Source organism: Aeromonas enteropelogenes (genome assembly GCF_020097295.1).
Lineage (GTDB): Bacteria > Pseudomonadota > Gammaproteobacteria > Enterobacterales > Aeromonadaceae > Aeromonas > Aeromonas enteropelogenes.
In genome coordinates, this window is sequence record NZ_CP083625.1 from 3,876,323 (window position 1) to 3,902,153 (window position 25,831).

The 25,831-nt window shown below is 57.6% G+C and carries 25 protein-coding genes, 4 tRNA genes and 1 riboswitch; of the genes, 11 read left to right on the forward strand and 18 right to left on the reverse strand.

Annotation, left to right across the window (positions count from 1 at the left end; genetic code table 11):
* Positions 1 to 231: 231 nt before the first annotated feature.
* The gene (gene alr / locus LA321_RS17850) at positions 232 to 1,353 is read left to right on the forward strand and encodes an alanine racemase (protein ID WP_042069655.1); all 1,122 of its coding nucleotides are present in this window, start codon (positions 232 to 234) and stop codon (positions 1,351 to 1,353) included.
* 104 nt (positions 1,354 to 1,457) lie between these two features.
* Here the strand turns inward: alr and LA321_RS17855 are convergent.
* Together LA321_RS17855 and LA321_RS17860 are read right to left on the reverse strand one after the other, a co-directional pair.
* Positions 1,458 to 1,545, reverse strand: a tRNA-Ser gene (locus tag LA321_RS17855).
* Positions 1,546 to 1,679: 134 nt separating this feature from the next.
* Complete coding sequence (locus LA321_RS17860) at positions 1,680 to 2,105, reverse strand: type III secretion system chaperone family protein (RefSeq protein ID WP_042029255.1); 426 nt, start codon at positions 2,103 to 2,105, stop codon at positions 1,680 to 1,682.
* A gap of 188 nt (positions 2,106 to 2,293) precedes the next feature.
* Here LA321_RS17860 and LA321_RS17865 point away from each other — a divergent pair, with 188 nt between their 5' ends.
* Positions 2,294 to 3,631, forward strand: coding sequence for a flavohemoglobin expression-modulating QEGLA motif protein (locus LA321_RS17865; RefSeq protein WP_042069656.1), 1,338 nt, complete (start codon positions 2,294 to 2,296; stop codon positions 3,629 to 3,631).
* A gap of 66 nt (positions 3,632 to 3,697) precedes the next feature.
* On the opposite strand, the gene LA321_RS17870 is transcribed toward LA321_RS17865, so the two are convergent.
* Together LA321_RS17870 and LA321_RS17875 are read right to left on the reverse strand one after the other, a co-directional pair.
* A complete protein-coding gene (locus LA321_RS17870; protein ID WP_042069658.1) occupies positions 3,698 to 4,279 on the reverse strand; it encodes a thymidine kinase in 582 nt (193 codons plus the stop codon).
* 91 nt (positions 4,280 to 4,370) lie between these two features.
* Positions 4,371 to 5,951, reverse strand: a complete 1,581-nt coding sequence (locus LA321_RS17875; protein ID WP_042069660.1) for a Na+/H+ antiporter NhaC family protein — start codon at positions 5,949 to 5,951, stop codon at positions 4,371 to 4,373.
* Between the two features lie 87 nt (positions 5,952 to 6,038).
* Positions 6,039 to 6,210: riboswitch (Lysine riboswitch) on the reverse strand.
* Between the two features lie 307 nt (positions 6,211 to 6,517).
* On the opposite strand from LA321_RS17875, the gene LA321_RS17880 reads away from it, so the two are divergent.
* Complete coding sequence (locus LA321_RS17880) at positions 6,518 to 6,922, forward strand: H-NS family histone-like protein (RefSeq protein WP_042029258.1); 405 nt, start codon at positions 6,518 to 6,520, stop codon at positions 6,920 to 6,922.
* A gap of 57 nt (positions 6,923 to 6,979) precedes the next feature.
* On the opposite strand, the gene LA321_RS17885 is transcribed toward LA321_RS17880, so the two are convergent.
* The 5 genes from LA321_RS17885 to LA321_RS17905 form a co-directional block, all read right to left on the reverse strand.
* Positions 6,980 to 7,555: a cob(I)yrinic acid a,c-diamide adenosyltransferase gene (locus tag LA321_RS17885; RefSeq protein WP_042069661.1), complete on the reverse strand. Its 576-nt coding sequence runs from the start codon at positions 7,553 to 7,555 to the stop codon at positions 6,980 to 6,982.
* Positions 7,552 to 7,782 carry a DUF3820 family protein gene (locus tag LA321_RS17890; RefSeq protein ID WP_042069662.1) on the reverse strand — a complete coding sequence of 77 codons (231 nt, stop codon included), beginning with the start codon at positions 7,780 to 7,782 and terminating at the stop codon, positions 7,552 to 7,554. Before LA321_RS17890 ends, LA321_RS17885 begins: the two co-directional genes overlap by 4 nt.
* A gap of 1 nt (position 7,783) precedes the next feature.
* The gene (queE, locus tag LA321_RS17895) at positions 7,784 to 8,455 is read right to left on the reverse strand and encodes a 7-carboxy-7-deazaguanine synthase QueE (protein ID WP_042070038.1); all 672 of its coding nucleotides are present in this window, start codon (positions 8,453 to 8,455) and stop codon (positions 7,784 to 7,786) included.
* A gap of 61 nt (positions 8,456 to 8,516) precedes the next feature.
* A complete protein-coding gene (queC, locus tag LA321_RS17900) occupies positions 8,517 to 9,206 on the reverse strand; it encodes a 7-cyano-7-deazaguanine synthase QueC (RefSeq protein WP_042029261.1) in 690 nt (229 codons plus the stop codon).
* 21 nt (positions 9,207 to 9,227) lie between these two features.
* The gene (locus LA321_RS17905) at positions 9,228 to 9,851 is read right to left on the reverse strand and encodes a tRNA-uridine aminocarboxypropyltransferase (RefSeq protein WP_042069664.1); all 624 of its coding nucleotides are present in this window, start codon (positions 9,849 to 9,851) and stop codon (positions 9,228 to 9,230) included.
* Between LA321_RS17905 and rrtA the strand changes: the two genes are divergently transcribed.
* Positions 9,850 to 10,428, forward strand: a complete 579-nt coding sequence (rrtA, locus tag LA321_RS17910) for a rhombosortase (RefSeq protein WP_042029263.1) — start codon at positions 9,850 to 9,852, stop codon at positions 10,426 to 10,428. The genes LA321_RS17905 and rrtA overlap by 2 nt on opposite strands.
* Here rrtA and pyrF read toward each other — a convergent pair.
* From pyrF to cmk, 6 genes are all read right to left on the reverse strand, one after another.
* Positions 10,406 to 11,104: an orotidine-5'-phosphate decarboxylase gene (gene pyrF / locus LA321_RS17915; RefSeq protein WP_042029264.1), complete on the reverse strand. Its 699-nt coding sequence runs from the start codon at positions 11,102 to 11,104 to the stop codon at positions 10,406 to 10,408. The two genes, rrtA and pyrF, sit on opposite strands and share 23 nt — an antisense overlap.
* Positions 11,105 to 11,226: 122 nt before the next feature.
* Complete coding sequence (gene lapB / locus LA321_RS17920; RefSeq protein WP_042029265.1) at positions 11,227 to 12,393, reverse strand: lipopolysaccharide assembly protein LapB; 1,167 nt, start codon at positions 12,391 to 12,393, stop codon at positions 11,227 to 11,229.
* Positions 12,394 to 12,402: 9 nt separating this feature from the next.
* Entirely contained in the window at positions 12,403 to 12,687 is a 285-nt protein-coding gene (locus tag LA321_RS17925; protein ID WP_026457385.1) for a LapA family protein, read from the reverse strand.
* A gap of 156 nt (positions 12,688 to 12,843) precedes the next feature.
* A complete protein-coding gene (ihfB, locus tag LA321_RS17930) occupies positions 12,844 to 13,128 on the reverse strand; it encodes an integration host factor subunit beta (protein WP_026457386.1) in 285 nt (94 codons plus the stop codon).
* Between the two features lie 92 nt (positions 13,129 to 13,220).
* On the reverse strand, positions 13,221 to 14,891 hold the full coding sequence (rpsA, locus tag LA321_RS17935) for a 30S ribosomal protein S1 (RefSeq protein WP_026457387.1): 1,671 nt from the start codon (positions 14,889 to 14,891) through the stop codon (positions 13,221 to 13,223).
* Positions 14,892 to 14,985: 94 nt separating this feature from the next.
* Positions 14,986 to 15,678, reverse strand: coding sequence for a (d)CMP kinase (gene cmk / locus LA321_RS17940; RefSeq protein WP_042029266.1), 693 nt, complete (start codon positions 15,676 to 15,678; stop codon positions 14,986 to 14,988).
* A 244-nt stretch (positions 15,679 to 15,922) separates the two neighbouring features.
* Here cmk and ribA point away from each other — a divergent pair, with 244 nt between their 5' ends.
* Entirely contained in the window at positions 15,923 to 16,516 is a 594-nt protein-coding gene (gene ribA, locus LA321_RS17945) for a GTP cyclohydrolase II (protein WP_042069665.1), read from the forward strand.
* 172 nt (positions 16,517 to 16,688) lie between these two features.
* Here the strand turns inward: ribA and LA321_RS17950 are convergent, their stop codons facing one another.
* Complete coding sequence (locus LA321_RS17950) at positions 16,689 to 17,582, reverse strand: LysR family transcriptional regulator (RefSeq protein WP_042069666.1); 894 nt, start codon at positions 17,580 to 17,582, stop codon at positions 16,689 to 16,691.
* 94 nt (positions 17,583 to 17,676) lie between these two features.
* Here LA321_RS17950 and LA321_RS17955 point away from each other — a divergent pair, with 94 nt between their 5' ends.
* Complete coding sequence (locus LA321_RS17955) at positions 17,677 to 18,894, forward strand: MFS transporter (protein WP_042069669.1); 1,218 nt, start codon at positions 17,677 to 17,679, stop codon at positions 18,892 to 18,894.
* A 156-nt stretch (positions 18,895 to 19,050) separates the two neighbouring features.
* Here the strand turns inward: LA321_RS17955 and LA321_RS17960 are convergent.
* Positions 19,051 to 19,138: transfer RNA gene (locus LA321_RS17960), tRNA-Ser, on the reverse strand.
* Between the two features lie 183 nt (positions 19,139 to 19,321).
* Positions 19,322 to 21,058 carry a C4-dicarboxylic acid transporter DauA gene (gene dauA / locus LA321_RS17965; RefSeq protein WP_042029270.1) on the reverse strand — a complete coding sequence of 579 codons (1,737 nt, stop codon included), beginning with the start codon at positions 21,056 to 21,058 and terminating at the stop codon, positions 19,322 to 19,324.
* A 485-nt stretch (positions 21,059 to 21,543) separates the two neighbouring features.
* On the opposite strand from dauA, the gene LA321_RS17970 reads away from it, so the two are divergent.
* The 5 genes from LA321_RS17970 to LA321_RS17990 all read left to right on the forward strand — a co-directional run bounded on the left by LA321_RS17970 (position 21,544) and on the right by LA321_RS17990 (position 25,706).
* Positions 21,544 to 21,619, forward strand: a tRNA-Asn gene (locus tag LA321_RS17970).
* A 2-nt stretch (positions 21,620 to 21,621) separates the two neighbouring features.
* Positions 21,622 to 21,697 (forward strand) — tRNA-Asn (locus tag LA321_RS17975).
* A gap of 900 nt (positions 21,698 to 22,597) precedes the next feature.
* Positions 22,598 to 23,857 (forward strand): DUF1254 domain-containing protein, encoded by a 1,260-nt coding sequence (locus tag LA321_RS17980; RefSeq protein ID WP_224212227.1) that lies wholly within the window; start codon positions 22,598 to 22,600, stop codon positions 23,855 to 23,857.
* A 237-nt stretch (positions 23,858 to 24,094) separates the two neighbouring features.
* On the forward strand, positions 24,095 to 24,853 hold the full coding sequence (locus LA321_RS17985) for a flagellar motor protein (protein WP_042069671.1): 759 nt from the start codon (positions 24,095 to 24,097) through the stop codon (positions 24,851 to 24,853).
* Positions 24,828 to 25,706: a flagellar motor protein MotB gene (locus LA321_RS17990; RefSeq protein WP_042069672.1), complete on the forward strand. Its 879-nt coding sequence runs from the start codon at positions 24,828 to 24,830 to the stop codon at positions 25,704 to 25,706. The genes LA321_RS17985 and LA321_RS17990 overlap by 26 nt, the downstream gene beginning before the upstream one ends.
* The last annotated feature ends 125 nt before the right edge of the window (positions 25,707 to 25,831 follow it).

The following is a 25,831-nucleotide window of genomic DNA, read 5'->3' on the forward strand; positions in this document are numbered from 1 at the left end:
AACTGGCAAAAGAGACTGAGGAAATAAAGGCTCGCAGGCCGACCTGGATAACAGTCCCCTTTATCACAGCAGGCGCCGATCAGTATTCAAATTGCTATCGGCTGCCAATAAGGACGTTATCCCGACACCAAGATTCACGCAGGACATCCCCTGGATGTGGGATGCCAAATGACCTTGCCCCTTGATAGAGGGCAACCCTTTTTCTCTATTTCACGGAAGAAATGGCTCATCATGAACACTGTTACCGCCAGCATCGATCTGGATGCCTTGCAACACAACTTTGCCGTGGTACGGCGCCATGCCCCCCACAGCAAGATCATCGCGGTCCTCAAGGCCAATGCCTATGGCCATGGCCTGCTGCCGATCGCCCATGCCCTCGCCCGGGCCGATGCCTATGCGGTGGCCAGAGTCGAGGAGGCGCTGGTACTGCGCGCCAACGGTATCACCAAGCCCATTCTGGTGCTGGGGGGATTCTTCTCGGCAGAGGCACTTCCCCTGCTGGCGGCCCACGATCTGCAAACCACCATCCACACCCGGGAGCAGTTAGCGCTGCTTGAGCAGGCCCACCTGCCCGCTCCCATCAAGGTCTGGCTCAAGCTCGATACCGGGATGAACCGGCTGGGGCTGCGCGCCGAAGAACTGCCCGCCTTTATCGAGCGGCTCACCCGTTGCAAGAATGTGGTACAGCCTTTCAATCTCATGACCCACTTCAGCCAGTCCGATGAGCAGGATGGGCCGGCCACCCAGTTGCAGATAGCGGAGTTCAACCGCCTCACCGCCCATCTGCCGGGCGAGCGGGCCATGGCCAACTCGGCGGGGATCCTGGCCTGGCCGGATTCGCGCAGTGACTGGATCCGACCCGGGATCATGCTCTATGGCGCCTCCCCGTTTGGTGGACAACTGGCCAGCGAGCACGATCTGCGCCCGGTGATGACCCTCAAGAGTCAGCTTATCGCCACCCGGGCATGCAAGCAGGGAGAAAACGTCGGCTATGGCGGCCATTGGGTGGCCCATCATGACACCACCCTCGGCGTGATTGCGGTCGGCTACGGGGACGGTTATCCACGCATGGCGCCCGAGGGCACCCCTGTGCTGGTCAATGGTCGTCGGGTGCCCATAGTCGGTCGTGTCTCCATGGACATGATCACGGTCGATCTTGGCCCCGGGGCCCGCGACAAGAGTGGTGACGAGGTAACCTTGTGGGGGGAAGGGCTACCGGTGGAACAGGTGGCCGAAAAGATAGGCACTATCCCCTACGAGCTGCTGACCCGGCTCACCGCGCGGGTCTTTATCAAGCTCAGCCGCGCCGGTGAACAGGCCCCTTCACTGGTCGAGGCCCGACGGGTTGCCTGATGACGTGCACTCACCGGCACCTGTCCGTTTTCCCGCCAGGATTTGCGCAGTACGAGAAACGCCAGAAAGCAAAAAGCCCGACCATCAGGTCGGGCTTTGCAATTTGGCGGTGAGGGAGGGATTCGAACCCTCGATACGTTGCCGTATACACACTTTCCAGGCGTGCTCCTTCAGCCACTCGGACACCTCACCAAATTTTGGTCTGTTGTTTAACGTGTTCAGCCAACACCTTGTTCGTTGCGCCGTTGCGCTGGAACGGGGCGTAATTTAGGGGAAAGCCCTGCCCGCGTCAACGGCTTTTTTTGCAAAACGAATCGTTCGCGGAATTAATGAACAGATTCCGGTGCAACCTGGATTTCCGGCAGGTTGAGGAAGCCGGAACGCTCGCATTCGGATACCAGTTCATGGGTCGCCGCGATCGTGCTCTGCACGAACAAGAGGAACTGCTCGACGCTGAGCCCCGCCTTGGTGAAGACGGTATGACCGACCACCAGCCGCGGCAGGTTGTCGTCGATGATATCGAGAAAAACCTTGAGCGAGGGATACTGCATGTTGAGACGCCCCAGTTCAGCCACCAGCGGCAGCAGTGCCGAAGGACGAACTTCCAGTTCGGATGAAAACAGCAGCCCTTCCTCTTCGACAAAGATCCGGCTCTCCTGAATACCGTCGACGGACTGCAGGGAGACAATATGGATGCCATGGCACTGGTCACACACATAGTGCTCGATACGAGCCTGCTGCAACCAACGCATTATCATTTCAGAGCTGGGGATATTCATTATTTCCACGACAAGATTGGGATCGAGGGGCGCAGTCTAAACCAATTTGCCAGCAACCAAAAGCGCACCCGCCCAATCGGCGCGGGGCCGGCTTCTTTTTGGCAAGTGCTATGCATATACTCAGCCCAATCCACGGCCACGCTTGCCCCACAGGGGGCCCTATGACCATCCAAGAAAAATATCGCCTGCATCTGAAATCCCTGTCGGACGAGCTGCTCGCCCTGCAAAAGCCCATCCGCATTCTGGATGCCATCAAGTGGCCACGGCAGATGCAGGAGCGCTTTCTGGCCAGTGGCGGCCGGCTGCTTCCTGCTATCGACAGGCACTTTTACGAGGGGCTTCCCCTCGGCTTTGATCCCCGCAACAAGTATCTGGAGCTCAAAGAGCTCAGGGACCGGATCCGCAGAAAGCTGGGCCCCCAGGACGATCTCGGGCGCATTTTGCAGGAGACAGTCGATCAATACATGGTGGTGATCGAGATGTTGCGCCAGCGCGGGCAACCGGACTTTCTGCGCTACAGCCAGCTGCTCTATGGCTCGGCCAGCGATCACCTGCGCGGGGATCGCAAGACCCTGCGCGAGCTGGGGGAGCGATTGTGCGACATCTTCTCCCTGCCCGGCGCCCGCCATCTGGTGCGCCCCTACCCCAAGGAGTTTGAGGGGGACATCGCGGTTGCCAGGCTGCAGGGCAAGCTCTCAAGTTATTTCAGCGACGGCACCGTGCAGGTCAAGCTGAGCGATGGCATCGTCTCGGACGCCGCCGCCGGCGGGGATTACATCAAGCTCAACTCCCATGCCCGTTTCTCTGAGCTCGATCTGCAGGTACTGGAGGTCCACGAGGGCTGGGTGCACGTCGGTACCACCCTCAACGGCCGTCAGCAACCCTATGCCACCTGGCTGAGCGCCGGCTCCCCGCGTATCACTGCCTGCCAGGAGGGGTTGGCCGTGCTTATCGAGACCCTCACCTTCAGCTCCTTCCCGGATCGGGCCAAACGCATCTCGGATCGGGTGATGGCCATCGACATGGCCGAGCGGGGAGCCAACTTCCTCGAGGTGTTCCAGCATTTCGTGCAACGGGGGGCCAGCGAGCACGACGCCTACAAGATCACCCAACGGGTCTTTCGCGGTGGCATGGTCGAAGGGGGCGCCTGCTTTACCAAGGATCTCTCCTACGTGCGCGGTTATGTGGAGACGGTCAACTTCATCCGCAGCGCCGTGCTGGAGGGGGTCCCCGAGATCCTGCCCATGCTGTTTGTCGGCAAGGTGACCCTGGATGACATCCCCGTGCTCTACCAGCACTATCTGGAGGGGCTGATCGCCGCCCCCCGCTACCTGCCCCCCATGTTTCGCGATCTCACCGGCCTCTACGTCTGGTTCGGCTTCGCCTCCGGCATGTCGCTGGTGGATATCGGCCGGGTACAACATCATTTTCGCCAGCTGTTCCACCGCCTGCCGGTGGCCGATCCCATCATAGCGCCGGTGGATATCGAGATTGACTGAGCCCCGGGCAAACAAAAGGGCGCCGACATGGCGCCCTTTTGTTGTCAAAGGATCCGCAAAGCGGGGTTACTTGAATGCCCGCCCTTCCAGATAGTGCTTGCGGCACAGTGACACATAGCGATCGTTGCCGCCGATCTCCACCTGCTCGCCATCGCGCATCACCTGCCCAGCCTCACTCACTCGCGAGTTCATGTGGGCCTTGTTGCCGCACCAGCAGATGCTTTTGAGCTCTTCAAACTTGTCCGCCAGGCAGAGCAAATGGTAGGAGCCAGGGAAGAGCTCGCCACGAAAATCGGTCTTGAGGCCGTAGGCGATGACCGGAATATCCTGCTCATCGACGATGCGCGCCAGCTGATAAACTTGCTCTTTGGTCAGGAACTGGGCCTCGTCGACGATGAAGACATCGATCCGTTTCTCGGCATGGCGCGCCTTGACCATCTCGAACAGATCGCAGGTGTCGCTGAACACCTCTACTTTCAATTCGAGCCCTACCCGGGCGCTGATCACGCCCACCCCGAATCGATCGTCGATCGCCGGTGTCATGGCCAGAGGATGCATGCCCCGCTCCAGATAGTTGAAATGCGCCTGGATGAGCTGGGTCGATTTGCCTGAATTCATGGTGGCAAATTTGTAGTGCAATGAAGCCATGTTACTGTTCCGAAACTGAATTGATGGGGCGCATGCTAACCAAAGCCCCAGACAAAACCAAGGGGCCCGCAGGCCCCTTGCACTATTGACGTTACGCGGTGGCAAGCACCGGCCGCGCTTTCGCCTTTCTCAGGTGATAGCTGGTAAAGAGTGCAAACCAGAGAGCACTGATGCTGAAACCGGCCAGAGCGGAGTGCATGAACCCCATGGCCAGGTAACCCAGCGCCGCGCCGAACGCGATGGAGAGGGCGTAGGGCAGTTGGGTCATCACGTGATCGATGTGATGGCAACCGGCACCGGTGGCCGACAGGATACTGGTGCTGGAGATGGGCGAACTGTGATCGCCGAATACAGAACCGGCCAGTACCGCCGCCAGCATCGGCAGTATCAGCGCCGCATCGCTGGCCGCGGCCATGTCGCCGGCCAGCGGCAGCATGATGCCAAAGGTGCCCCAGCTGGTACCGGTGGCAAACGCCATGGCGCAGGAGAGCACGAACACCACGGCAGGCAGCACTTCGACAGGCAGGTTGCCGTTGGCCAGGGAAGCCAGGTACTTGCCGGTCTCCACGTCGCGCACCACGGCGCCGATGGTCCAGGCAAACAGCAGGATGTTGATGGCCGGTAGCATGGCCATTACCCCTTGCGGCGCGGCCTTGATCCAGTTCTTGGCACCGAGCTTGAGGCGCATGGCCAGACCTATGGAGACCACCAGGCTGCACAGGGCGCCGTACACCAGGGAGGATCCCACGTTGGTGTTCTCGAACGAACCGAGCACGCTGAACGGCAACCCTTGCTCGCTCAGCACGGCGGCACCTGAGTCAATCATGAAGTAGATGGTGGCGGCGGTCAGGGTCAGGATCGGCAGCACCATGTCGATCATGCCGCCGTTGCTCTCTTCCGGGCTCTCCATGTCCAGACCGATGGGGCGGCCCTTGGACTCATCCCACAGCTTGCCTTCCAGCGCCCACTCTTCATGCTGGCGCATCGGGCCGATATCGAGCTGGAATGCGATCACCACCAGCACCATCACCAGGGTGAAGACGGCATAGAGGTTCATCGGGATCATCTCGACAAACGCGGCGATGGGGCTCTGCTCGGTCAGACCATGGGCCGCCATAATGCCGCCCACCAGGGCGATGATGTAGGCCCCCCAGGAGGAGATGGGCATCAGCACGCACACCGGCGCCGCGGTGGAGTCGAGCAGATAGGCCAGTTTGGCACGGGAGATCTGGAAACGGTCGGTCACCGGACGGCAGATGGCCCCCACAGACAGACTGTGGAAGAAGTCGTCGATAAAGAAGGCAAAGACCATCATGCCGGTGAGCGCCTTGGCCCCCTTGCGGGTCTTGGCACGACGTTCGGCCCACTCGGCAAAGGCCCGGGTCGCGCCGGAGACGCTCATCAGACTGATGAGGCCACCCAGCAGCAGCATGAACAACAGCATATTAATGTTGTCGCTATTGAGGGCACCATCAACCCAGAAAATCTTGAGCACTGTGTTCAGCAGGTAATGCAGGGAATCGAGCGGTGAAAACTGGTTGAGCAGCAGGCTGCCGGCCAGGATACCGACCCCGAGCGACAGCAGGACGCGGCGGGTCAGGATCGCCAGGGCGACAGCCAATAAGGGGGGAACGACAGACCAACCGGAGTCGGCGAAATGACTAATGTCCATGATCTCTTTGCACCTAAAGATACAGGTGGAGATCTACCGAGAGGATCTAAAGAAACAAAACCCATGGGGAGGTCATACTCCTCAGCCCCTTCAGGTAGCGCTCCATAGTGGATGACTATGGCAGTCCTGCACCTATTAGATGCAGAACCAGCAGCCCGGTATGATGGCCTGGCCACTTCGGCGCTGACTCCTTTCCTTGTGCATCATCGGCATCACCCTCCGCACAAGTAGTCATAGGCAGCGCGCCTCTACTTAAAGGTATTCGCAGGACATTTTATCCAGCCATCAGCTTATAGCAAGTTTTTTGATTAAATAACCATAACAAACACGTCACCAAGCATCAAAAAGGTAGTCAAATGATGCGCTATTGAATTTTTTGGCGCTATTTTCAACTAGTCAGGCGCCATTGATATCCCGTTGAACAATGTCCCGACTACCAATTATTGCTGCCAGCATTATCCGGATAAGGCTCCTGTTATATTTCCACTGCCTTGACATATTTAATTTGAGACGCAAGAATCAGAGTCGACATATATATTTCCTTGTGACGCTACATGGTAAATCCTATGCATGATTTCTTGAAAGTACTGCTTAATATCCGCAGCCTGCGCGCGACTTGCCGCGAGCTATCCTTGGCACAACTGGAAGAGGGCTTGGAAAAACTTTCGATTATCGTAGCCGAACGCCAGCAGGATGAGGCCGCTGAACGTCAGGCTCGCGAAGAGCATCAACGGAAAATTGAAGAATACAGTGAAATGCTCAAAGCGGCCGGTATTGATCCTGCCGACCTGGTCAAAGTTGTCGCAGCCAGCCCGGCCAAATCCGAAAAAACCAAGCGGGCACCCCGTCCTGCCAAATATCGTTATCAGGATAACGGCGTAGAGAAAACCTGGACTGGCCAGGGACGCATGCCGTCGGTGATTGCCAATGCCATTGCGGCAGGCCAATCGCTGGAAGATTTCGCTATTTGATGACATGCCATCCAATAAAAAACCTCGCCAAGGCGAGGTTTTTTATTATTTTTCCCATCAGACATTCGAGGGCTGGCGATCGGCAGCTTTGAGCCACACCACCTCCCCCTTGCCTTCCCGGCTCAAGAGGTAACGGGCGATGGTAAAAAACCAGTCGCTCATCCGGTTCAGATAAGGCAGGGTCTCGGGGTTGATGGCCTCTTCCTTGCTCAGGGTCAGCAGCAGCCGTTCACAATGGCGCACCAGGGTTCGCACCACATGGGCCTGGGCTGCAGCGCGCGATCCCCCGGGCAGTATAAATTGACGCAGCGGGGTCAGCTGCTCGCTGTAAGCGTCTATCTGTTGCTCCAGACGGGCAGTCCAGGCAGCGTTGACTTGCCAGATGGCAGCATTCTGGGCGGCACTGGAAAATGCCAGCTCGCCGCCCAAATCGAATAACTCCTGCTGCAGCAACTGCAAATCAGCCAATAAGGTTGTCTCTTGCGCGGGTACCTCGCAAATCAATACCCCGATATGGGAATTGAGTTCATCGATATAACCATAGGTTTCGACGCGCAAATGATCCTTGGCCAGACGAACACCATCTGCCAGGCGAGTCATGCCCTTGTCACCCTGCCTCGTATATATTCTCATACCGACATCCTGTTAATAATGGGAATAATCATGGACTCCAGCCCGTTTAGCTTAATCTCGTAGGCCAGGGCCAGTGTCTGACCCAATTTACCGGCCGGAAAACCATTGCGGGCCAGCCACACCAGATAAGGTTCCGGAATATCAATGATCCGCCGCCCCTGATATTTGCCATAGGGCATTTTATTGGCCAGCGTCAGCAGCGCCCGCTCGTCGGACAGCCACTCCATATTAATCGATATCCAGATATTTATGGGTCTGGATGGAGAGTCGCCAATTACGGGCAATACAGGTCGTCATCGCCAACTGGGTGGCTCTGGGCTTCTGGCTGATAGGCTGCAGCGCAATCACCACGTCGGCCCGCAGGTGTGCAGTGGCCAGCAGCTCATCTAGCTCTTCGATATGGTGTTCGGTAGCCACCGGGTGCTTTATCTCGTTGGCACGCTCCAGCGCTGATACCAGTACGGGCAGCCCCCCTTTCATGCCGATCTTCGGAGACACTGTCACCCAGGTATCGTCATGGGTCTTGATCTCGCTGGTGCCACTGGTTTCGATTTGCACCTGATAACCCGCCGTCAGCAAGGCTGTGGAGAGCTCATGCAGATCATAGAGGCAGGGCTCGCCCCCGGTGATCACCACATGGCGAGCCTGATAGCCAAGTTGCTGAAAACTTGCCAGGATCTCTGCCGTGCTCATCTTGCTCCAGCCATCCGACTCGTTGGAGCAATCCAGCACCGCCTGCACGCCCACTTCACGAGCAGGATCGACCACCCAGGTATGACGGGTATCGCACCAGGGGCAGCCCACCGGGCAACCCTGCAGGCGAACGAAAATGGCGGGCAGGCCGGTGAAGACCCCCTCCCCCTGGATGGTCTGGAAAATCTCGTTGATTGGGTAGTGCATCTTGATCACAGCTGGTTGCAAAAGTCGCGGATTATACCTCAAGCACAGGCAAGAGGCAGGTTTACAATCCGGTTTTCTCGCGCAGGCGAGTCGTAACGCCGGCCTTGTCGGCGAGATAGTGGTTCAGCCCGCGGCTGCGCAATTCGCAAGCCGGGCAAGTACCGCACCCATCGCCGGGGATGCCGTTGTAGCAGGTGAGCGTTTGCTGGCGCACCGTCTCCAGATGGCCGTAGTGATCCGCCAGCGCCCAGGTCTCGGCCTTGTCGAGCCACATCAAGGGGGTTTCAAAGCGGATGCCGCGATCCAGCCCCAGGGACACCGCCTGATTGAGCGCCTTGACGAACTCGTCACGGCAATCCGGGTAGCCGGAGAAATCGGTCTCGCACACCCCGGTGATCACCGCCTCGGCTCCCACCTGGTAGGCATAGATGGAAGCCAGGGTCAGAAACAGGATGTTGCGACCCGGCACGAAGGTGTTGGGCAGGCCGTTATCCTGCAGCTCGCCGCTCACCGGAATGTCGTCACGGGTCAGGGCCGAGACGGCCAGTTCGTTGAGTAGCGTCACATCCATCACCTTGTGGGCCGCGACGCCCAGCTGGCTGGCCAGACGACGGGCCGTGTCGATCTCTTCCCGATGGCGCTGACCATAGTCAAACGTGATGGCGTGCACCTCGTCATATCGGGCCAGTGCCTGCACCAGGCAGGTGGTGCTGTCCTGCCCACCGCTGAAAACCACAACTGCTTTTTTCATCTTGATGACTCCTCGGGATATTTAACGACGGCGCCCTTCGGCAAAGGCCAGCCACTGGCTGTTGAGCTGATTGAACAGGGTGAGCAGAGGGGCATAGCGCTCGGGCGTGCCTTCCCATTGGGCGAGGAGGTGATAGCCCGCCTCCAGGGTCGACAACGCGTCGGGAAAGGGTTTCTTGCGAATGGCGTACTGGCCTGCCACCGCCTCCAGGCCGATGCGGGGCAGCCGGGCCAGCATGGGGTTGCTCTGCAACATGCGATACGCCTTGCGCCAGGTGCCATCGAGCAGGATAAAAACAACCGACACGGCCGCTCCCGATGCGGATTCGCACTGCTGGCGCAGTTGAGCCAGTGACAACGCCTCCTCATCCGGCCACAACAGATAGCAGCGGCGTGCGGGATCGGCCAGCAACTCATTGAGCCAATCCACTTGCGAAAAATCTTCGCCAACATGCAGCTCGGCGCCTTTGAGAGAGGCCGCCAGCAGGGAAGCCGTGCCCTTGGGATGCGCCACTTCATTGGGGTGTTGCAGGATATAGAGCGGAGTCTGGTTTTCAACCGGCACGATATAATCGCACAGGCACGCTTTAAGGGCCCGGGTACAGCGTGTACAGTATCGACTCTTCTTGTTGTTGGGCTGTGTCATGTTGTCAGAAAAATCCGGATGGCTCTGGGTTATCACGCTCTCTCTCGCCAGCTTGCTGCTCTTTTTTACCGTCCCCAATCTCCAGCTGTCGTTCGACAGGGATCTGATCGCCCGGGGCGAAGGGTGGCGGATCATAACAGGCAATCTGGTTCATACCAATCAATGGCACCTGTTGCTCAACCTGGGTGGACTCACAATCCTGTATAGCCTGTTTCGCGACTACCTGGGGTACGCCAGACTCCCTGTGCTGATGCTGCTGCTCTGGTGCGCCGTCGGATTGGGGATCTGGTGGTTGTGCCCGCAGACCCACTGGTACATGGGGCTATCCGGCTCACTGCATGGTCTGTTTATGTGGGGCGCCATGCAGGATCTGCGGCACGGGCGCCGGATCTCGGGCTGGCTGATGCTGGCAGGAATGGGGATCAAACTGGCGGTGGACTTCTACAATGCCGGCGAGAGCCCGATCGCCACGCTGATCGGTGCCAGAGTCCATATAGAATCCCATCTGATAGGAGCAGGTGCAGGCCTGTTGCTCGGCCTGCACCCGGTATCCATTACGCACTCAACTCGGCATTGATGCTGGCCAGCATGGCTGCCGGATCGGCGGCCTGGGTGATGGGACGGCCGATGACCAGATAATCGGAGCCCGCCTCGACGGCCGCTCGCGGCGTCATCACCCGGCGCTGATCCCCGGCATCGGCGCCGCTTGGGCGGATCCCCGGTGTCACCAGCTTAAAATCCGCCCCCAGCAAGGCTTTCAGCTCATGCGCTTCATTGGCGGAACACACCACACCATCGAGCCCTGCCGCCTTGGTCAACTTGGCCAGGCGGATCACCTGTTCGGCTGGTGTCACATCCAGCCCCATGGGGGCCATGTCGGACTGCTCCATGCTGGTCAGCACGGTCACGCCGATCAACAGCGGCGCCTTGTCACCATAAGGTGCCAGCGCCTCGACGGCGGCACGCATCATGCGTTCGCCCCCACTGGCATGCACGTTGACCATCCAGACGCCCAACTCGGCACTGGCGGCCACGGCTTTGGCAACGGTGTTGGGAATATCGTGAAATTTCAGATCCAGAAAGACATCGAACCCCTTGGCCACCAGTTGGCGCACAAACTGCGGGCCAAACAGGGTGAACATCTCCTTGCCCACCTTGAGACGGCACTGGGCCGGAGAGATACGGTCAACGAACGCCAAGGCATCTGCCTCGTGTTGATAATCCAGCGCTACCAGTACTTTGGGATCTAGCATCTCACTTCCTATTAGTTGTTATTCACCCTCCTGGATCGCGTTCATCGCCCTGATCCAGGTTCCGTTTGCTGACATAGATGTGGCGCTCAATTCGCGCCACATCAGATGTTCAATTGCTTCTTTTATTCACCATCCAGGCCCCGTATTGGCTTGATGGAGCCCCACTGGCGGCAGGATGGACACTGCCAGAACAGCGAGTGCGTGGCAAACCCGCACTGGCGGCACTTGTGGGTCGATTTGATTTTTATCTGCTCGCCCACCAGTTGCTGCAGCAGCTCGAGGCTCTCCTTGGCGGGCCCCTCCTCCGCACTGGCCAGCTGAAATCCCACCAGCTGATAGAACCCCTTCATGGAGGGATGGCGACGCAGCTGACGCAACACCAGTTCGCGGGCCTGGCTCAGGCCATCGCGCTCCTCCACCAGCTTGGCAAGCGCCAGGGTCACGCTGACACCGGCATGCTCCTCTACCGCCTTCTCGAGGATGGGGATCAGCGCCTGGCTGCGCCCCAGTTGCTGGTAGCACTGCAACAATTTGGGGATGGCTTCGGAGGCAAAATCCATATCCTGTTCAAATACCCGCAGCAGTTCCTTGCTTGCCCGCTCATATTCCCCTTCAGCCATGGCCAGCTCAGCCAACCGCAGACTGGCGCGGGCACAGGTTGGGTTGATGCCAAGGGCCCGTTTGAATTTGGCCAGCGCCTCCCCTTGATTGCCTTCGCGCAGGGCGTTTTCAGCCTGCTCGCAATAAAAATGGGAGATGGGCTCGGCCAGCTTCTTGCCCTGGAACTGTTGCAGGCGCACCGCCACATCGATGGCCTTGTCCCACTCTCGCAACTGCTGGTGGATAATGAGCAACTGGGCGAGCGCCGTCTCTTCGAAATCGCTGTCTTCACACAGCTCTTTCCAGATGGCTTCCGCGCGATCCAGCAAGCCGGCGGCGAGAAAGTCGCGGGCCAGCTCCTGCAATGCCAGCTGGCGCTGTTCGCGAGTCAACTGGCGAGCGACCAGATTCTGGTGGATCTTGATGGCACGATCGACCTCGCCGCGCTGGCGAAACAAGTTGCCGAGGGAGAGATGAGTTTCGATGGTTTCGCTGTCCACCTCCAGCAGCTGGATAAAGAGATCCACCGCCTTGTCGGATTCATCGGACAGCAAATAATTGAGACCCGCCACGTACTGGCGGGAAAACTGGTTACTCTGTTTTTGGGTGTCCTGGCGAACACTCCTGCGGCCCATGTACCAACCATAACCGGCGGCGATGGGCAACAGCAGGAAAAGCAGTTCAAGCATTGAGGAGCATTATTCCTTACCCGCTGTACGGGCCAGCTCCAATTCGCGGGATTGACGACGCATGGTGCGATTGAGGGTGCGGTTTTGCATCTTCAAACGCAGGAACAGCAGGCCGAAAACCAGCCAACCAAGGAGGAAGCCACCGGCGAAAAAGAACCCGAGCAGCATGGCGAGCGAGAACTCTCCTTGTGCAATCAGGTAATTGAACTGAACCAGCTGACCGTTTTGTGAACCCAGCGCCAGGGTCAGAATAAAGACCAGCACCAGCGGGATAAGGGCCAAAATACGCTTCATAAGAGCTCCCTGTCAGTATCGAGTGAGAGGCTGATTATCCTTAAAATCACAGGCAGACTCTAGAGTGAATGGGAAAAGAGTTTAAGAAACAAGATGATTGGCACAGGTTCAAAGGCCAAAAACAAAAAGGCATACCCGAGTATGCCCATTTTTGCATTATTCAATGGTGTTGACGCGCTCGCGCAACTCTTTGCCAGGTTTGAAGTGCGGGACATATTTCCCGGTCAGTTCAACCTTGTCCCCGGTCTTGGGGTTACGGCCCACGCGGGGGGCACGATAGTGCAGTGAAAAACTGCCAAATCCGCGAATTTCAATCCGGTCGCCGTTTTGCAAGGTCGACGCCATTTGTTCAAGGATCTCCTTGATGGCTGCTTCGACATCCTTGGCCGGCATATGCATGCGGCTGGCTGCCAGTTGTTCGATGAGATCTGATTTGGTCATAACGTTAAATCTCCTTCCCCGATCACATGCAATATTCATTTTGCCAGGATAAAAAAGGGCGGCGCAATGCCGCCCTTTTCTTGCATCAAGGATTACTCACCCTTGGCGGCTTTGAACGCTTCAGCCATAGCGTTGCTGAACACAACTTCTTCTTGCTGGTTCAGGTTGTCGATAGCGACACGCTCGTCAGCCTCGTCCTTAGCGCGGACAGACAGGCTTACGGTGCGGTTCTTACGATCAACGCCCATGAATTTGGCTTCAACTTCGTCACCAACAGACAGCACCAGAGTGGCGTCTTCTACGCGGTCACGGGCAGCGTCGGAGGCACGCAGGTAGCCTTCTACGCCGTCAGCCAGTTCGATAACGGCACCTTTGGCATCAACCTCGGTAACCTTACCCTTCACGATAGCACCTTTCTTGTTGTCAGCCAGGTACTTGTTGAACGGGTCTTCTTCGATCTGCTTGACGCCCAGGGAGATGCGCTCACGCTCCGGATCCACTTGCAGAACAACGGCTTCGATCTCGTCGCCTTTCTTGAATTCACGCACGGCTTCTTCGCCCTGGTTGTTCCAGGAGATGTCAGACAGGTGAACCAGACCGTCGATGCCGCCATCCAGACCGATGAAGATACCGAAGTCAGTGATGGACTTGATCTTGCCGGAAACACGGTCGCCTTTGGCGTGAGTTTCGGCAAACAGCTGCCACGGGTTGGATTTGCACTGCTTCAGACCCAGGGAGATACGACGACGCTCTTCGTCGATGTCCAGAACCATCACGTCAACCACGTCGCCAACGTTAACAACTTTGGACGGGTGGATGTTCTTGTTGGTCCAATCCATCTCGGATACGTGTACCAGGCCTTCAACGCCTTCTTCGATTTCAACGAAGCAGCCGTAGTCGGTCAGGTTGGTCACGCGGCCAGACAGACGGGTGGTCTCCGGGTAACGCTTGGCGATAGCAACCCACGGATCTTCGCCCAGCTGCTTCAGACCCAGGGATACACGGGTACGCTCGCGGTCGAACTTCAGAACCTTGACGGAGATCTCGTCGCCAACGTTGACGATTTCGGAAGGATGCTTAACGCGCTTCCACGCCATGTCGGTGATGTGCAGCAGGCCGTCAACACCGCCCAGATCTACGAATGCACCGTAGTCGGTCAGGTTCTTGACGATACCCTTAACTTCTTGACCTTCTTGCAGGTTAGCCAGCAGGCTTTCGCGCTCGGAGGTGTTCTCGGTCTCGATCACGGCACGACGGGAAACAACAACGTTGTTGCGCTTCTGGTCCAGCTTGATGACTTTGAACTCGAGTTCTTTGTTTTCCAGGTGAGCGGTGTCACGGATCGGACGCACGTCAACCAGAGAACCCGGCAGGAAGGCACGGATGCCGTTCAGTTCAACGGTGAAACCACCCTTGACCTTGCCGTTGATGATACCGATAACGGTAGCTTGCTCTTCGTAAGCTTTCTCAAGCTGCAGCCAGGCTTCGTGGCGCTTGGCTTTTTCGCGGGACAGCTTGGTTTCGCCGAAACCATCTTCGATAGAGTCCAGAGCCACGTCAACGGAGTCACCTACGTTGATTTCCAGCTCGCCCATGGCGTTTTTGAATTCTTCAGCCGGGATAGCGGACTCGGATTTCAGACCGGCGTCAACCAGTACGAAACCGTTCTCGATAGCAACGACAGTACCCTTGACGATGGAACCTTGACGGGTTTCAACGGCGTTCAGGGACTCTTCAAAGAGTTGAGCAAAAGATTCGATCATTGTTTATGTCACAAATGAAACATCCACTTGTCATCCAGCACAAGCGGGGTTGTTTTAAATAATCTGCGCCATCCTTGGTGCAGACGACCGGATGTCAGCTTGCGCTGGCATCTCCGAGTTGTTGCTCCGCATAGGCGAGCACTGTTGCCAGCACTTCATCTATGGTCATGGCGGTTGAATCCACCACGAGAGCATCTTCTGCCGGTTTCAGGGGGGCGGTGGCGCGATTTCTATCGCGATCATCACGCTCCCGAATCTCGGTTAAAAGACGCTCAAAGTTAACATCAAAGCCTTTATCTTGCAACTGCTTATAGCGACGTTGGGCCCGTTCTTCGGCGCTGGCGTCGAGGAAAATCTTCACCTCGGCCTCCGGGAAAACCACGGTTCCCATGTCACGGCCATCGGCGATGAGACCAGGGGCCTGACGAAATGCACGCTGACGACGCAACAAGGCTTCCCGAACCCGCGGGAAGGCTGCGATTTTACTGGCCGCGTTGCCAACCTCTTCGGTGCGGATGGTACGGGAGACATCCTCCCCCTCCAGGATCACCTTGACCAGCTCCCCTTCAACCTGAAATTGTACGTCCAGGTGGGCGGCCAGGGGCACCAGCGCAGCTTCACTGTCCAGCTCCACATCATGATGCAAGGCGGCCAGGGACAACACCCGGTAGATGGCGCCCGAATCCAGCAAGTGCCAACCCAGCTTCTCGGCGAGCAACTGGCACAAGGTGCCCTTGCCGGCGCCACTGGGGCCATCAATTGTCATTACGGGGGCCATCTGAGGCATAACTTCTCTCCTGCACTGTGTTGCGCCCATCCCGAAGGAATGGGTTAATGGGCGCCGATTATACCCAAATGTGCTGCCACTGGCAGTCACCAATACATACAATGGCGCAAAAGCCCGCTCTGCTCCGCCATTTGCCGTCGGTACATTTCATTAATCAATGCAGGGACTTGTTCTTATGGTCGTTCCCGACAAGGCGCGCTAAACTGGCCCCCTTTTTTTGAGCAGTTGTAGTAAGGAGCAACCTATGAGCAGCGTTACCCTCGTGGCCAGATCCAAATTGCCAACCCCCTGGGGCACTTTCACGCTGGTAGGTTTTCAGGAAACCGGCACGGGTAAGGATCACGCCGCCCTGGTCATGGGCGACATCACCGGCACGGAACCCGTTTTGGGCCGGATCCACTCGGAATGCCTGACCGGCGATGCCTTGTTCAGTCTGCGCTGTGATTGCGGCTTCCAGTTGCAGGCCGCCCTCGAGAATATCGCCAAGGCGGGCCGCGGCGTTTTGTTGTATGTGCGTCAGGAAGGGCGTGGCATCGGCCTGCTCAACAAGATCCGGGCCTATCATCTGCAGGATCAGGGGGCCGATACCGTCGAGGCCAACGTGGCCCTGGGCTTTGCCGCCGACATGCGTGATTACACCATCTGTGCCGACATGCTCAAGTTGCTCGAGGTTCAATCTCTCAAGTTGATGACCAACAACCCGCGCAAGATGAAGGCGATGGAGAGTTTTGGCATTCCGGTGACCGAGCGTGTTCCCCTGCAGGAGGGGCGCAATCCCCACAACGAGTTTTATCTCTCGACCAAGGCCAACAAGCTGGATCACATGCTGAAAAAGTGAGTCTGTTACTTTTCAGCTGATGAAAACGCCTCCCATGAGGCGTTTTTTTATGTCTCCATCACGGCAGTCAGGCGCCATGCCCTTTCTTGCATCCAGCCAGCAGACACCAGGCCAATTTCTCCATGAGCGCATCCCCCACCAGGCCTTGGCAAATCTCGCATCGAGCCCCGGATTAGGCCTGGGTGTCCTGCGCCCCTGAACGTTCACTCAGCAAAAAATCCCGCAGGGCACGGTTGGCCATGGAGAGCGGATCCCCCCGCCGCCAGGCCACGCAAAGATCGAGGAAGATGGGGGGCTGAAACGACACGCCCCCCAGATCGGCGTCCTCTTCCAGCACCATTCGCAGGAAGGTGGTCACCGCAAAACCTTGGCGCACTACCGCCTTGAGCAGGGGGATCAGGTTGCTTTCAAAAGCGATATTGGGCTCGACACCCAGGGTCTGGGCCAGGGCTTCCATATGCTCCCTGTGATAAAAACCGCGGCGAAACAGAGCCAGCTCCTGCTGGAAGAACTGCTCGAGCGTCACCCCGGGCGCGCCATGGAGCGGGTGTTCCTCCCCTACCACCATCAGCATCTCCTCGGTCAACAGGTGAGCCCCCTCGATGGCGGGGGGCAGATCGCTGGTGATGAGGATGGCCAGATCCAGGGTACCGTCCACCATGCGGCTAAGCAGCTCGCGGGTTCCCGCCTCCTCCACCCGGATCTTGAGCCCGGGATAGCGGTGCTTGAAGGCCATCAACCTCGGCGGAAAATAGTAGGAGCCCATCATGTAGGGAATGCCGACCCGCACTTCCCCCCGCTCCAACCCTTTTAGCTCGGCCATCTCAGCCTCGGCCTGGTGCTTCTGCAACAGCAGTCGCTCGGCATGGCGGCAGAGCACCTCCCCCTCCGGGGTGAGACGCACCGCCCGATCCTGCCTGTCGAAGAGACGCAGCTCCAGTTGCTGCTCCAGCTTGGCGATGGCCATGCTGATGGCAGGCTGCGCAACATGCAGCCCGCTGGCCGCCTTGGTGAATGAACCGGCATCCCTGACCGCCAGCAGATAAGTGAGCTGTTTCAAATCCATATCAATTCATCTTATGAGATAGATAACTTAAATATATTATATTTATGTGTCATGGCGCTCTACCCTGATGAAAAGTTGTCAGGACATTGCAAGCATGATCGAAGTTGGAAGTCGCGAATGGATACGCGCCACCCTGGCGCTCAGCCTGGGTTCTTTTCTGGTCTTTCTCAATCTCTACCAGACCCATCCCCTGTTGCCGCTGATCGCCGAGGTGTTCTCGGTCAACTCTCTCTCGGCCAGCTGGACTCTGGCTGGCTGCACCGCCGGGCTGGCCGCCTCCCTGCTCCTGTGCGCCAGACTGGCCGATCGTCATGGCCGTCGCCAGGTGATGCTGGGCACCCTCACGCTGGCGGTTCTGCTCTCCCTGCTCATTCCGCTGGTCGAGCAATTTGAAGCCCTGCTGCTGCTGCGGATCCTGCAGGGCGCCCTGTTGGCGGGTCTGCCCGCCACGGCCATCGCCTACATGGGCGAGGAGTTCAGCAAGCGGGCGCTGCTCTCGGCGGTCGGGGTCTATATCGCCGCCAACTCCCTCGGGGGGATCGCGGGCCGGGTGGTCGGTGGCTTGCTGGCAGGCTGGTTTGGCGACTGGCAGCACACCTTCCTCGGCATTGGCGCGATCAGCCTTGCCTTGCTGCCTCTGGTGTTCTGGCTGCTGCCTCATCAAACGCGCTTTGTCGCGGCCTCCCCTGTGCCGGGCCAGTTTGCCCACGCCTTGCAACAACATTTGAGCAATCCGCTGCTGGTGGGCGCCTATCTGATTGGCGGGCTCAACTTCATGGTCTTTCTGAACCAGTTCAGCTATCTCACCTTCTTGCTGGCAGCCCCTCCATTCTCCCTGCCGACCCAGTGGCTTGGCATGCTGTTTCTGACCTACCTCTCCGGCACCGTCGCCTCCTCCTTGAGCGGGCGCTGCGCCAATCGCTGGGGAGCCCAGCGCATGTTGCTGGCGGGGATTGCCCTGATGGCGCTGGGGAGTATCAGCCTGTTGCTGGGCACCCTTTCCGGGATCCTCACCGCCCTGCTTGTCTCCAGCTTCGGTTTTTTCCTGGCTCACGCCTGCGCCAGCGCCTGGGTGGGTCAACACGTCGAACACAACCGGGCGCTCGCCTCCTCCCTCTATCTTGTGACTTACTATCTGGGGGCCAGCCTCGGGGGGCTCTACCTCCACCCGTTCTGGGAACAAGGCAGGCTCGAGGGCCTGGTAGTGGGGATCGAGCTGGTGCTCTGCCTGACGGCAGGCCTGGGGATCTGGTTGGGGCGCCTGAAACAGCGCCATGACAGAGCGCTTCATCTCCCCTCCTCCCACCATTGATTGGATAAGGGAACTGGGAGCCTTGGGTCCCTTATCGGGAGTGAAAGATCACTGGCGCAGGCAGGGAGAAGGAGGATGCCGGGATCACATCAGTCATTGGTAATGAGAAAGCCCGGAAAAGCAAAAAGCCCGACCATCAGGTCGGGCTTTGCAATTTGGCGGTGAGGGAGGGATTCGAACCCTCGATACGTTGCCGTATACACACTTTCCAGGCGTGCTCCTTCAGCCACTCGGACACCTCACCAAATTTTGGTCTGTTGTTTAACGTATTCAGCCAACACGCTGTTCGTTGCGCCGTTGCGCTGGAACGGGGCGTAATGTACGGGATACGCAGGCATTTGGTCAATGCAATTTTTTACTTTTTGCGTTCGTTCGCTTGATAGTCGAACAAAATGACCAAAAACATGCCATTTTGTATCCCTTTTACTCAATTTTCCGCCGCTTCGTGCAAGTGTTCCCCTTTGAGGGCCTCTTCAAGCGAACCGTAGAATTCCAGCTTGCCGGGCTGCGGACGCACCTTGGCACGGGCCAGCGTCTTGAGCGGCTGGAACTGCAGCTCGGCGACACGCACCTCGACCCCGGCGGTGGCCATCTGCTTGCCAAAGTGCAGGAAGGCCGACAGCCCGCCCGCATCCAGGATGGAGACCGCCTCCATCTGCAACACCAGCAGACGATGCCCCTTCACCTGGGCTTCCAGCTCACCAAAGACCCGCTCGGCCGCAGCGAAGAAGAGCGGGCCGTTGATCTTGTAGACCAGGCTGTTATCCGGCAGCTCCTTGGCATAGCGCTTATGCTCGGCCAAATCGTGCAAACGGGTCATCTTGGCGATCTCGCGCATAAAGAGCAGGGAAGCCAGGATCACCCCGAAGGTAATGGCAATCACCATGTCGAAGATGACGGTGAGCGACAGACAGACCAGCAGCACCAGCACATCGGATTTGGGGGCACGGCGCACCAGCTCCACCACCTTGTGAGCTTCGCTCATGTTCCAGGCGACGATGAGCAGCAGCGCGGCCATGGCCGACAGCGGTAACCAGGAGAGCCAGGGCGCCAGCACCAGAATGGCCGCCAGCACCACCAGGGCATGGACGATGCCGGAAACAGGCGAGGTCGCTCCCGCCCGTACGTTGGCGGCAGAGCGGGCGATGGCGGCAGTGGCGGTGATACCGCCAAAGAAGGGCGCCAGTATGTTGCCAAGCCCCTGCCCCACCAGTTCGGCGTTGGAGCTGTGCTTGCGACCTGTCATGCCATCCAGCACCACGGCGCAAAGCAGGGATTCAATGGCCCCCAGCATCGCCATGGAAAACGCAGCCGGCAGCAGGCGCTCGATGGCGGCAAGGTTCCATTCGACAGGAGCACCATCCGGTCCGGGCAGGGCCCATGGCATCACCAGGCTCGGCGCGATGGGCGGGATCCCCATCCCCTGGGTCCCGTCGGCCAGGGTATAACTGAACTTGCTGCCGATGGTGGCCACATCCACCCCGAACTGGTGCAGGCCAAAACCCAGGCCAACCCCCACCAGCACGGCAGGCAGATGGCCCGGCACTGGCAGGCGCAGTCGCGGCCAGAGCAACAGTACAGCCAGGGTCGCGACCCCGACCAGGGTGTCACCCCACTGCCAGCTGGGCAGGGCATGTACCAGCGCTTCAACCTTGCCGACATAGGTTTCCGGCATCTCGGCCACGTGCAGGCCGAAGAAATCCTTGATCTGCAGGGTCGCGATCACGATGGCGATACCACCGGTAAAGCCCAGAGTCACTGAGGGGGGGATGTACTCGATAAGGCGGCCGAGCCGCGCCATCCCCATGGCCAGCAGGAAAAAACCGGAGAGCAGGGTCGCCATTAACAGGCCACCCACGCCAAATTGCTGGGCCACCGGATAGAGGATCACCACAAAGGCGGCGGTCGGCCCCGAGATGGAGTAACGGGAGCCACCGGTTACCGCGATCACGATACCGGCGATGATGGCGGTGTAGAGGCCATGTTGTGGCGGCACGCCACTGGCAATCGCCAGCGCCATGGCCAGCGGAATGGCAATAATGCCCACGGTAATGCCGGCGATCAAATCGCGGCCAAAACGGGCAACACTGTAGGGTTCATCGATACAGGATTGGCGTAAAGCAACGGCCAGCTTCACGCTATTCAAAGGTGCTTGCTTGTGCATGTATATCGTAATACCAGAAGAGGGAGATAAAGGCCGGATAAATCCGGCGCCCGATCATCATCAAGGGCCGGCAGAACTGTCGACGCGGCGATGGTATCCTGCGTAACCTTACTCCTGCCGCGCCGTTTTTTCGATGGTCAGGATCAATGAATGACACACTCGCCCACCATTTTGCCCATTCGCCACCAAATCCCCGATATTTATCCGGACTCCAGCCCAGTTAGCCGCAAAGATTGCCATTTGAGACATTGCATCAATTTTGCACGTTCGCAGCCGATAAAGGGAAGTTGCCCTCATCAGCACACACCCTCTAGTCCCTCTTTGTGACCAGTGAAGCAAGTGCAAGAGACTGATTGTGCTCAAAATAAGCGGCAAAGACCAAGTTTTGGGCAAACAGGTCGAAAATCCGTTTTTAACAAAGATCGCGGGTTGACACCCGCCACCCTGGCCATTAATATCCGCACCGTCTCGACGAGACAGGCAATTCCTCCTTAGTTCAGTCGGTAGAACGGCGGACTGTTAATCCGTATGTCACTGGTTCAAGTCCAGTAGGAGGAGCCAATTCCCCCGTAGTTCAGTCGGTAGAACGGCGGACTGTTAATCCGTATGTCACAGGTTCAAGTCCTGTCGGGGGAGCCACATTCTAAGGCCCAGTTTTAGAACTGGGCCTTTTCGTTTCTGTGATTTTATCGTTTCAAGCCCAGCGCTCTTTTTCCTTTTTGGTCCTTCACCCTGCCCCTTTGGAGTCTGCAATATCTCTTGCTGCTTTCAAGCTGTCGAAAACTACCGACGTTAGTTCCAGTCCCTATCCGATCTGTTCGGCAGGTGAATTATTCACATTGCAACCCGTGCTAAGACTTGTTCCCTCCCCTAGCGAGTATCCCAACTGACAACATCTCCAGTCGCCGCTTGCGGTATTTCTGCAGGGATATCATAAGATAGTCAAACTGTGTTGAAACAATTAAAATTGGGACAGGAATATAGCAAACAACAATATGAACACATAAAAAAGCAATGTAATATCTCATCTCAATTCAAGATAAATAAAGCCATCTTGCATAATAGCTGGAAAATATTTGTAATATTTATCATCCCGTCAGGAAATACCGAATCTAAATTATCTCCAAGAAAATAATTATTACCCTCATTCTCTCCATTTTATTGCGTCTACACCCCACGCAGCAATTGATCAGCCAGTCTGGTAAAGCATGCCTATGCCGGTGTTCCAGCGCGGCTGACTCCTCCAACCAGCAACTATGAGCATTTCAGGTGTTTGATTGTGTGCCCCGGCATGATGACGCCTATCACCTTTCCGGGCAGCCTCCCCTGATGACAGAAATAGATGATGACCAATTTATCATTTACCTGTGATGGTTGAATTTCACGCATGGACGCCCAAGCATAATCATGCAATGCTGTTTGCGTGAGATGGTTTGCTTCATGTCACATGGGATAAATCAGCATTCTTGACGGCTGAGTTTTTACAACACGGAGAGCATCATGATTAGAAAAACAGTTTTGGCTGTTTCGTTGTGTGCGATGACTGCATTGCCGGCCTACGCAAAAATAAGTGACGAGATGGCGAAGGATGCCTTTATTTATGCCTACTCAATGGACGAGGCATACAAGTTTTTTTATGAAACCGCAGTAAAAACCGATACGCCCCTCAATCGATTCCAGAATATTCGTCACATCGCAGACGACACCTATACCTCTCACCCGACCATCAACAACGACACCCTGCATCTGCAAGGGTGGCTGGATGTCAGTGCCGAGCCGGTGATCGTCAGCGTGCCCGACATGGACAAGGGCCGTTACTGGATCCTGCACACCATGGACATGGGCCACTACACCACTTCCATGATCGGCTCCCGTCTGCGCGGTGAGAAAGGCGGTCGCTTCATGTTTGCCTCCAACACCTGGCAGGGGGAAGTGCCCGCCAGCGTGACCGAGGTCATTCGCGTCAACTCCAACCTGATCAAGCTGATGGGTCGCATCATGGCGACCGGCAAGGAAGACGAGAAGGTAGCACTCGGCTACATGGATCAGTGGAACATCCGCACCCTCTCCCAATACCTGGGCGTGCCGGGCCCCAAACCCAAGGTGCATCAATGGCCTGATCCGGCCAAGACCGACTGGCTGCAGCGGGTCAACTTCGTCCTGTGCGAAGGGGACATGGGCACAGCCGACAAGCAGTGGCTGGATCAGTACAAGGCCATAGGACTGACTCCTTGCAAACAGGATTTCACCAAGGAGCAGACGGCGGCGGCCAAGACAGGTGAGAAACTCGGCATGGCTTACCTGGCCGAGCTGGCGCCCAAGATGACCAACGCCGGCGAGCTGCTGGGCACTCGCGCCGAGTTGCAAAATGGCAAGCGTGACCTCTTTGCCGAAGGCACCTATCTCGGCCAGTGGGGGCTGCCGCCGGAAGAGTCCGTCTACCTGCAATCGGTAAAAGGGTCGGACGGCCAGAACATCAACGGCGCCAACGGCAAGAAATACCGTATGCGCTTCAAGGCACCGGACGTGAGCCAGTTCTGGTCCTTCACCGTCTACGCCACCGACAACAAGCTGATGGCGCACAATGCCATCAACCGCCACAGCCGTGGCGACCGGACCCTCAAGCCCGATGCAGATGGCATGTACACCATAGAGCTGAGCGCCAAGGGGGATGCCAACAACCCCAACTGGCTGCCCATCCCGGAGAAAGACGCCTACATCATCATGAGGATGTACGGCCCGAGCAAGGACGTGCGTGAAGGGAAATACCCCTTCCCTGCACTGGAAGTGGTTAAGTAACCGGTGATCAGGATGGCCGCACAAGGGGCGCTCGCGCCTTGTGCGGCTTCTTTGTTTCTCCCCTTTTTCTCTCCTTGGCGTTGCGCCCCTTGTGTCACATCCGGGCTCGTTTTTTCTTCCCTTCATTGCCCCCGCCACCATCGCTCATTTATTTGTTCACCGATTGGATATCGTTTTGAAAAACTGACACTTAAGTAGCTACACTAGCCACTATCACCATTCATGGACGGGTAACAGATGAGTTTGATCGGCCTGGTACTGGCACTGATCGCCATCCTTGGCGGCAACATGATCGAAGGCGGTCACCCCAGTGCGCTGCTCGACCTGCCAGCGTTTCTCATCGTCATCGGCGGTACCATTGGCGCCGCATTGACGCAATTCCCCTTCTCGGTCGTTGGCAGCACGATGAAACGCTTCAAATGGCTGCTCTCCCCCCTCAAGCTCGACCTGCTGGAGCAGGCCCAACTGCTGGAGACCCTGGCGGGCAATGCCAGACGCAGCGGCATGCTGGCCCTCGAGGGAATGATCGAGGAGATCAAGGATCCCTTTTTGAGAAAAGGGGTACAGATGATGGTGGACGGTTACGAGAAGACCAAGATCCACGAAGTGCTGGAAAACGAGATCGAGTTCGAACAGGAAGATCTCGAACAGACCGTCAAATTCTACGAAGCCATGGGCGGCTATTGTCCGACCATGGGGATCGTCGGCGCCGTGTTCGGTCTTATTCACGCCATGGGCCTGCTGGATGCGCCGGACAAACTGGGGGGCGCCATCGCGGTGGCCTTTATCGCCACCATCTACGGGGTCTCCGCCGCCAACCTGATTTTCCTGCCCTTCGGCAACCGCTACAAGGCGTTCGCCCATCAGATCCGCCACTACAAGGAGATGACCCTGACCGGCATCCTCTGCATCGTGGACGGCGAATCCCAGGCTCGCCTGCAGGTGACCCTCGAACCTTATCTGGGAGCACATGGTGGCGAAAAAGAAAAAGGCTGAAGCACCGGAGAACCATGAACGCTGGCTGGTCTCCTATGCCGACTTCATGACCCTGCTGTTTGCCCTGTTCGTGGTGCTCTACTCCTTCGCCATGGCCAAGCAGTCGGAAACCCGGGTGCTGATCCAGGGCTTTATCGAGTCATTGGGCAAGATAGGTCTCATCTCGCCACCGGCCGGCTCCCCCGTGATGCAGGGAGGAACCGGGATCCTGGAGCCCGACTCGAAGACGGCCCCCGGCGAACCGCAAAAAGAGACGATCCTGGACAAAGTGGAGCATGCCGCGGCCGCCGATCCCATCAACGAAACCATAGGCCCCTCGGAACAACCGAGCCCTACCAACGACTGGCCCTACAAGGCCAAGGAGCAGGAGTGGGTGCAGGCAACCAAGCAGAAGCTGGAGCAGCAGCTCAAGTCACAGATCGAATCCAAGGAGCTGGAAATTGAGCAACTCGGCAGCCAGCTGGTGATCCGTATCGGCGAGAAGGCGCTGTTTCCCTCGGATTCTGCCTTCCTGCAGCCCCAGTTTATCCCCCTGGTCAACAAGATTGGCACCATCCTTACCGGTATCCCGGGGCGGGTGGTAGTAACGGGGCACACCGACAACTCCCAGGCGCCGGTGGAGCTCTATCGCAACAACTGGGAACTGTCGGTGCTGCGGGCAGCCGCCATCGTCCAGACCCTGATCGGCAACCCTAAACTGGACGCCAGACGCATCGTCGCCCAAGGAGTGGCGGACACCCAGCCACGCTATCCCAATGACACCCCTGCCCACCGCCAGGCGAACCGCAGGGTCGAGATCACCCTCTCCCAAGGCAAGGCAGCAGAAGAGTCCCTTCCTCTGCTAAAACCCTGAGCGAACCGGCCAATCATCTCTCCATTAAAAAGAAATAACTCATTTATATCAATACCATAAGATCTAGATGATAATAATTTTCATTTATTGCCAACTGGTCAGGCCTTTGCAATAATGCCGCCCCT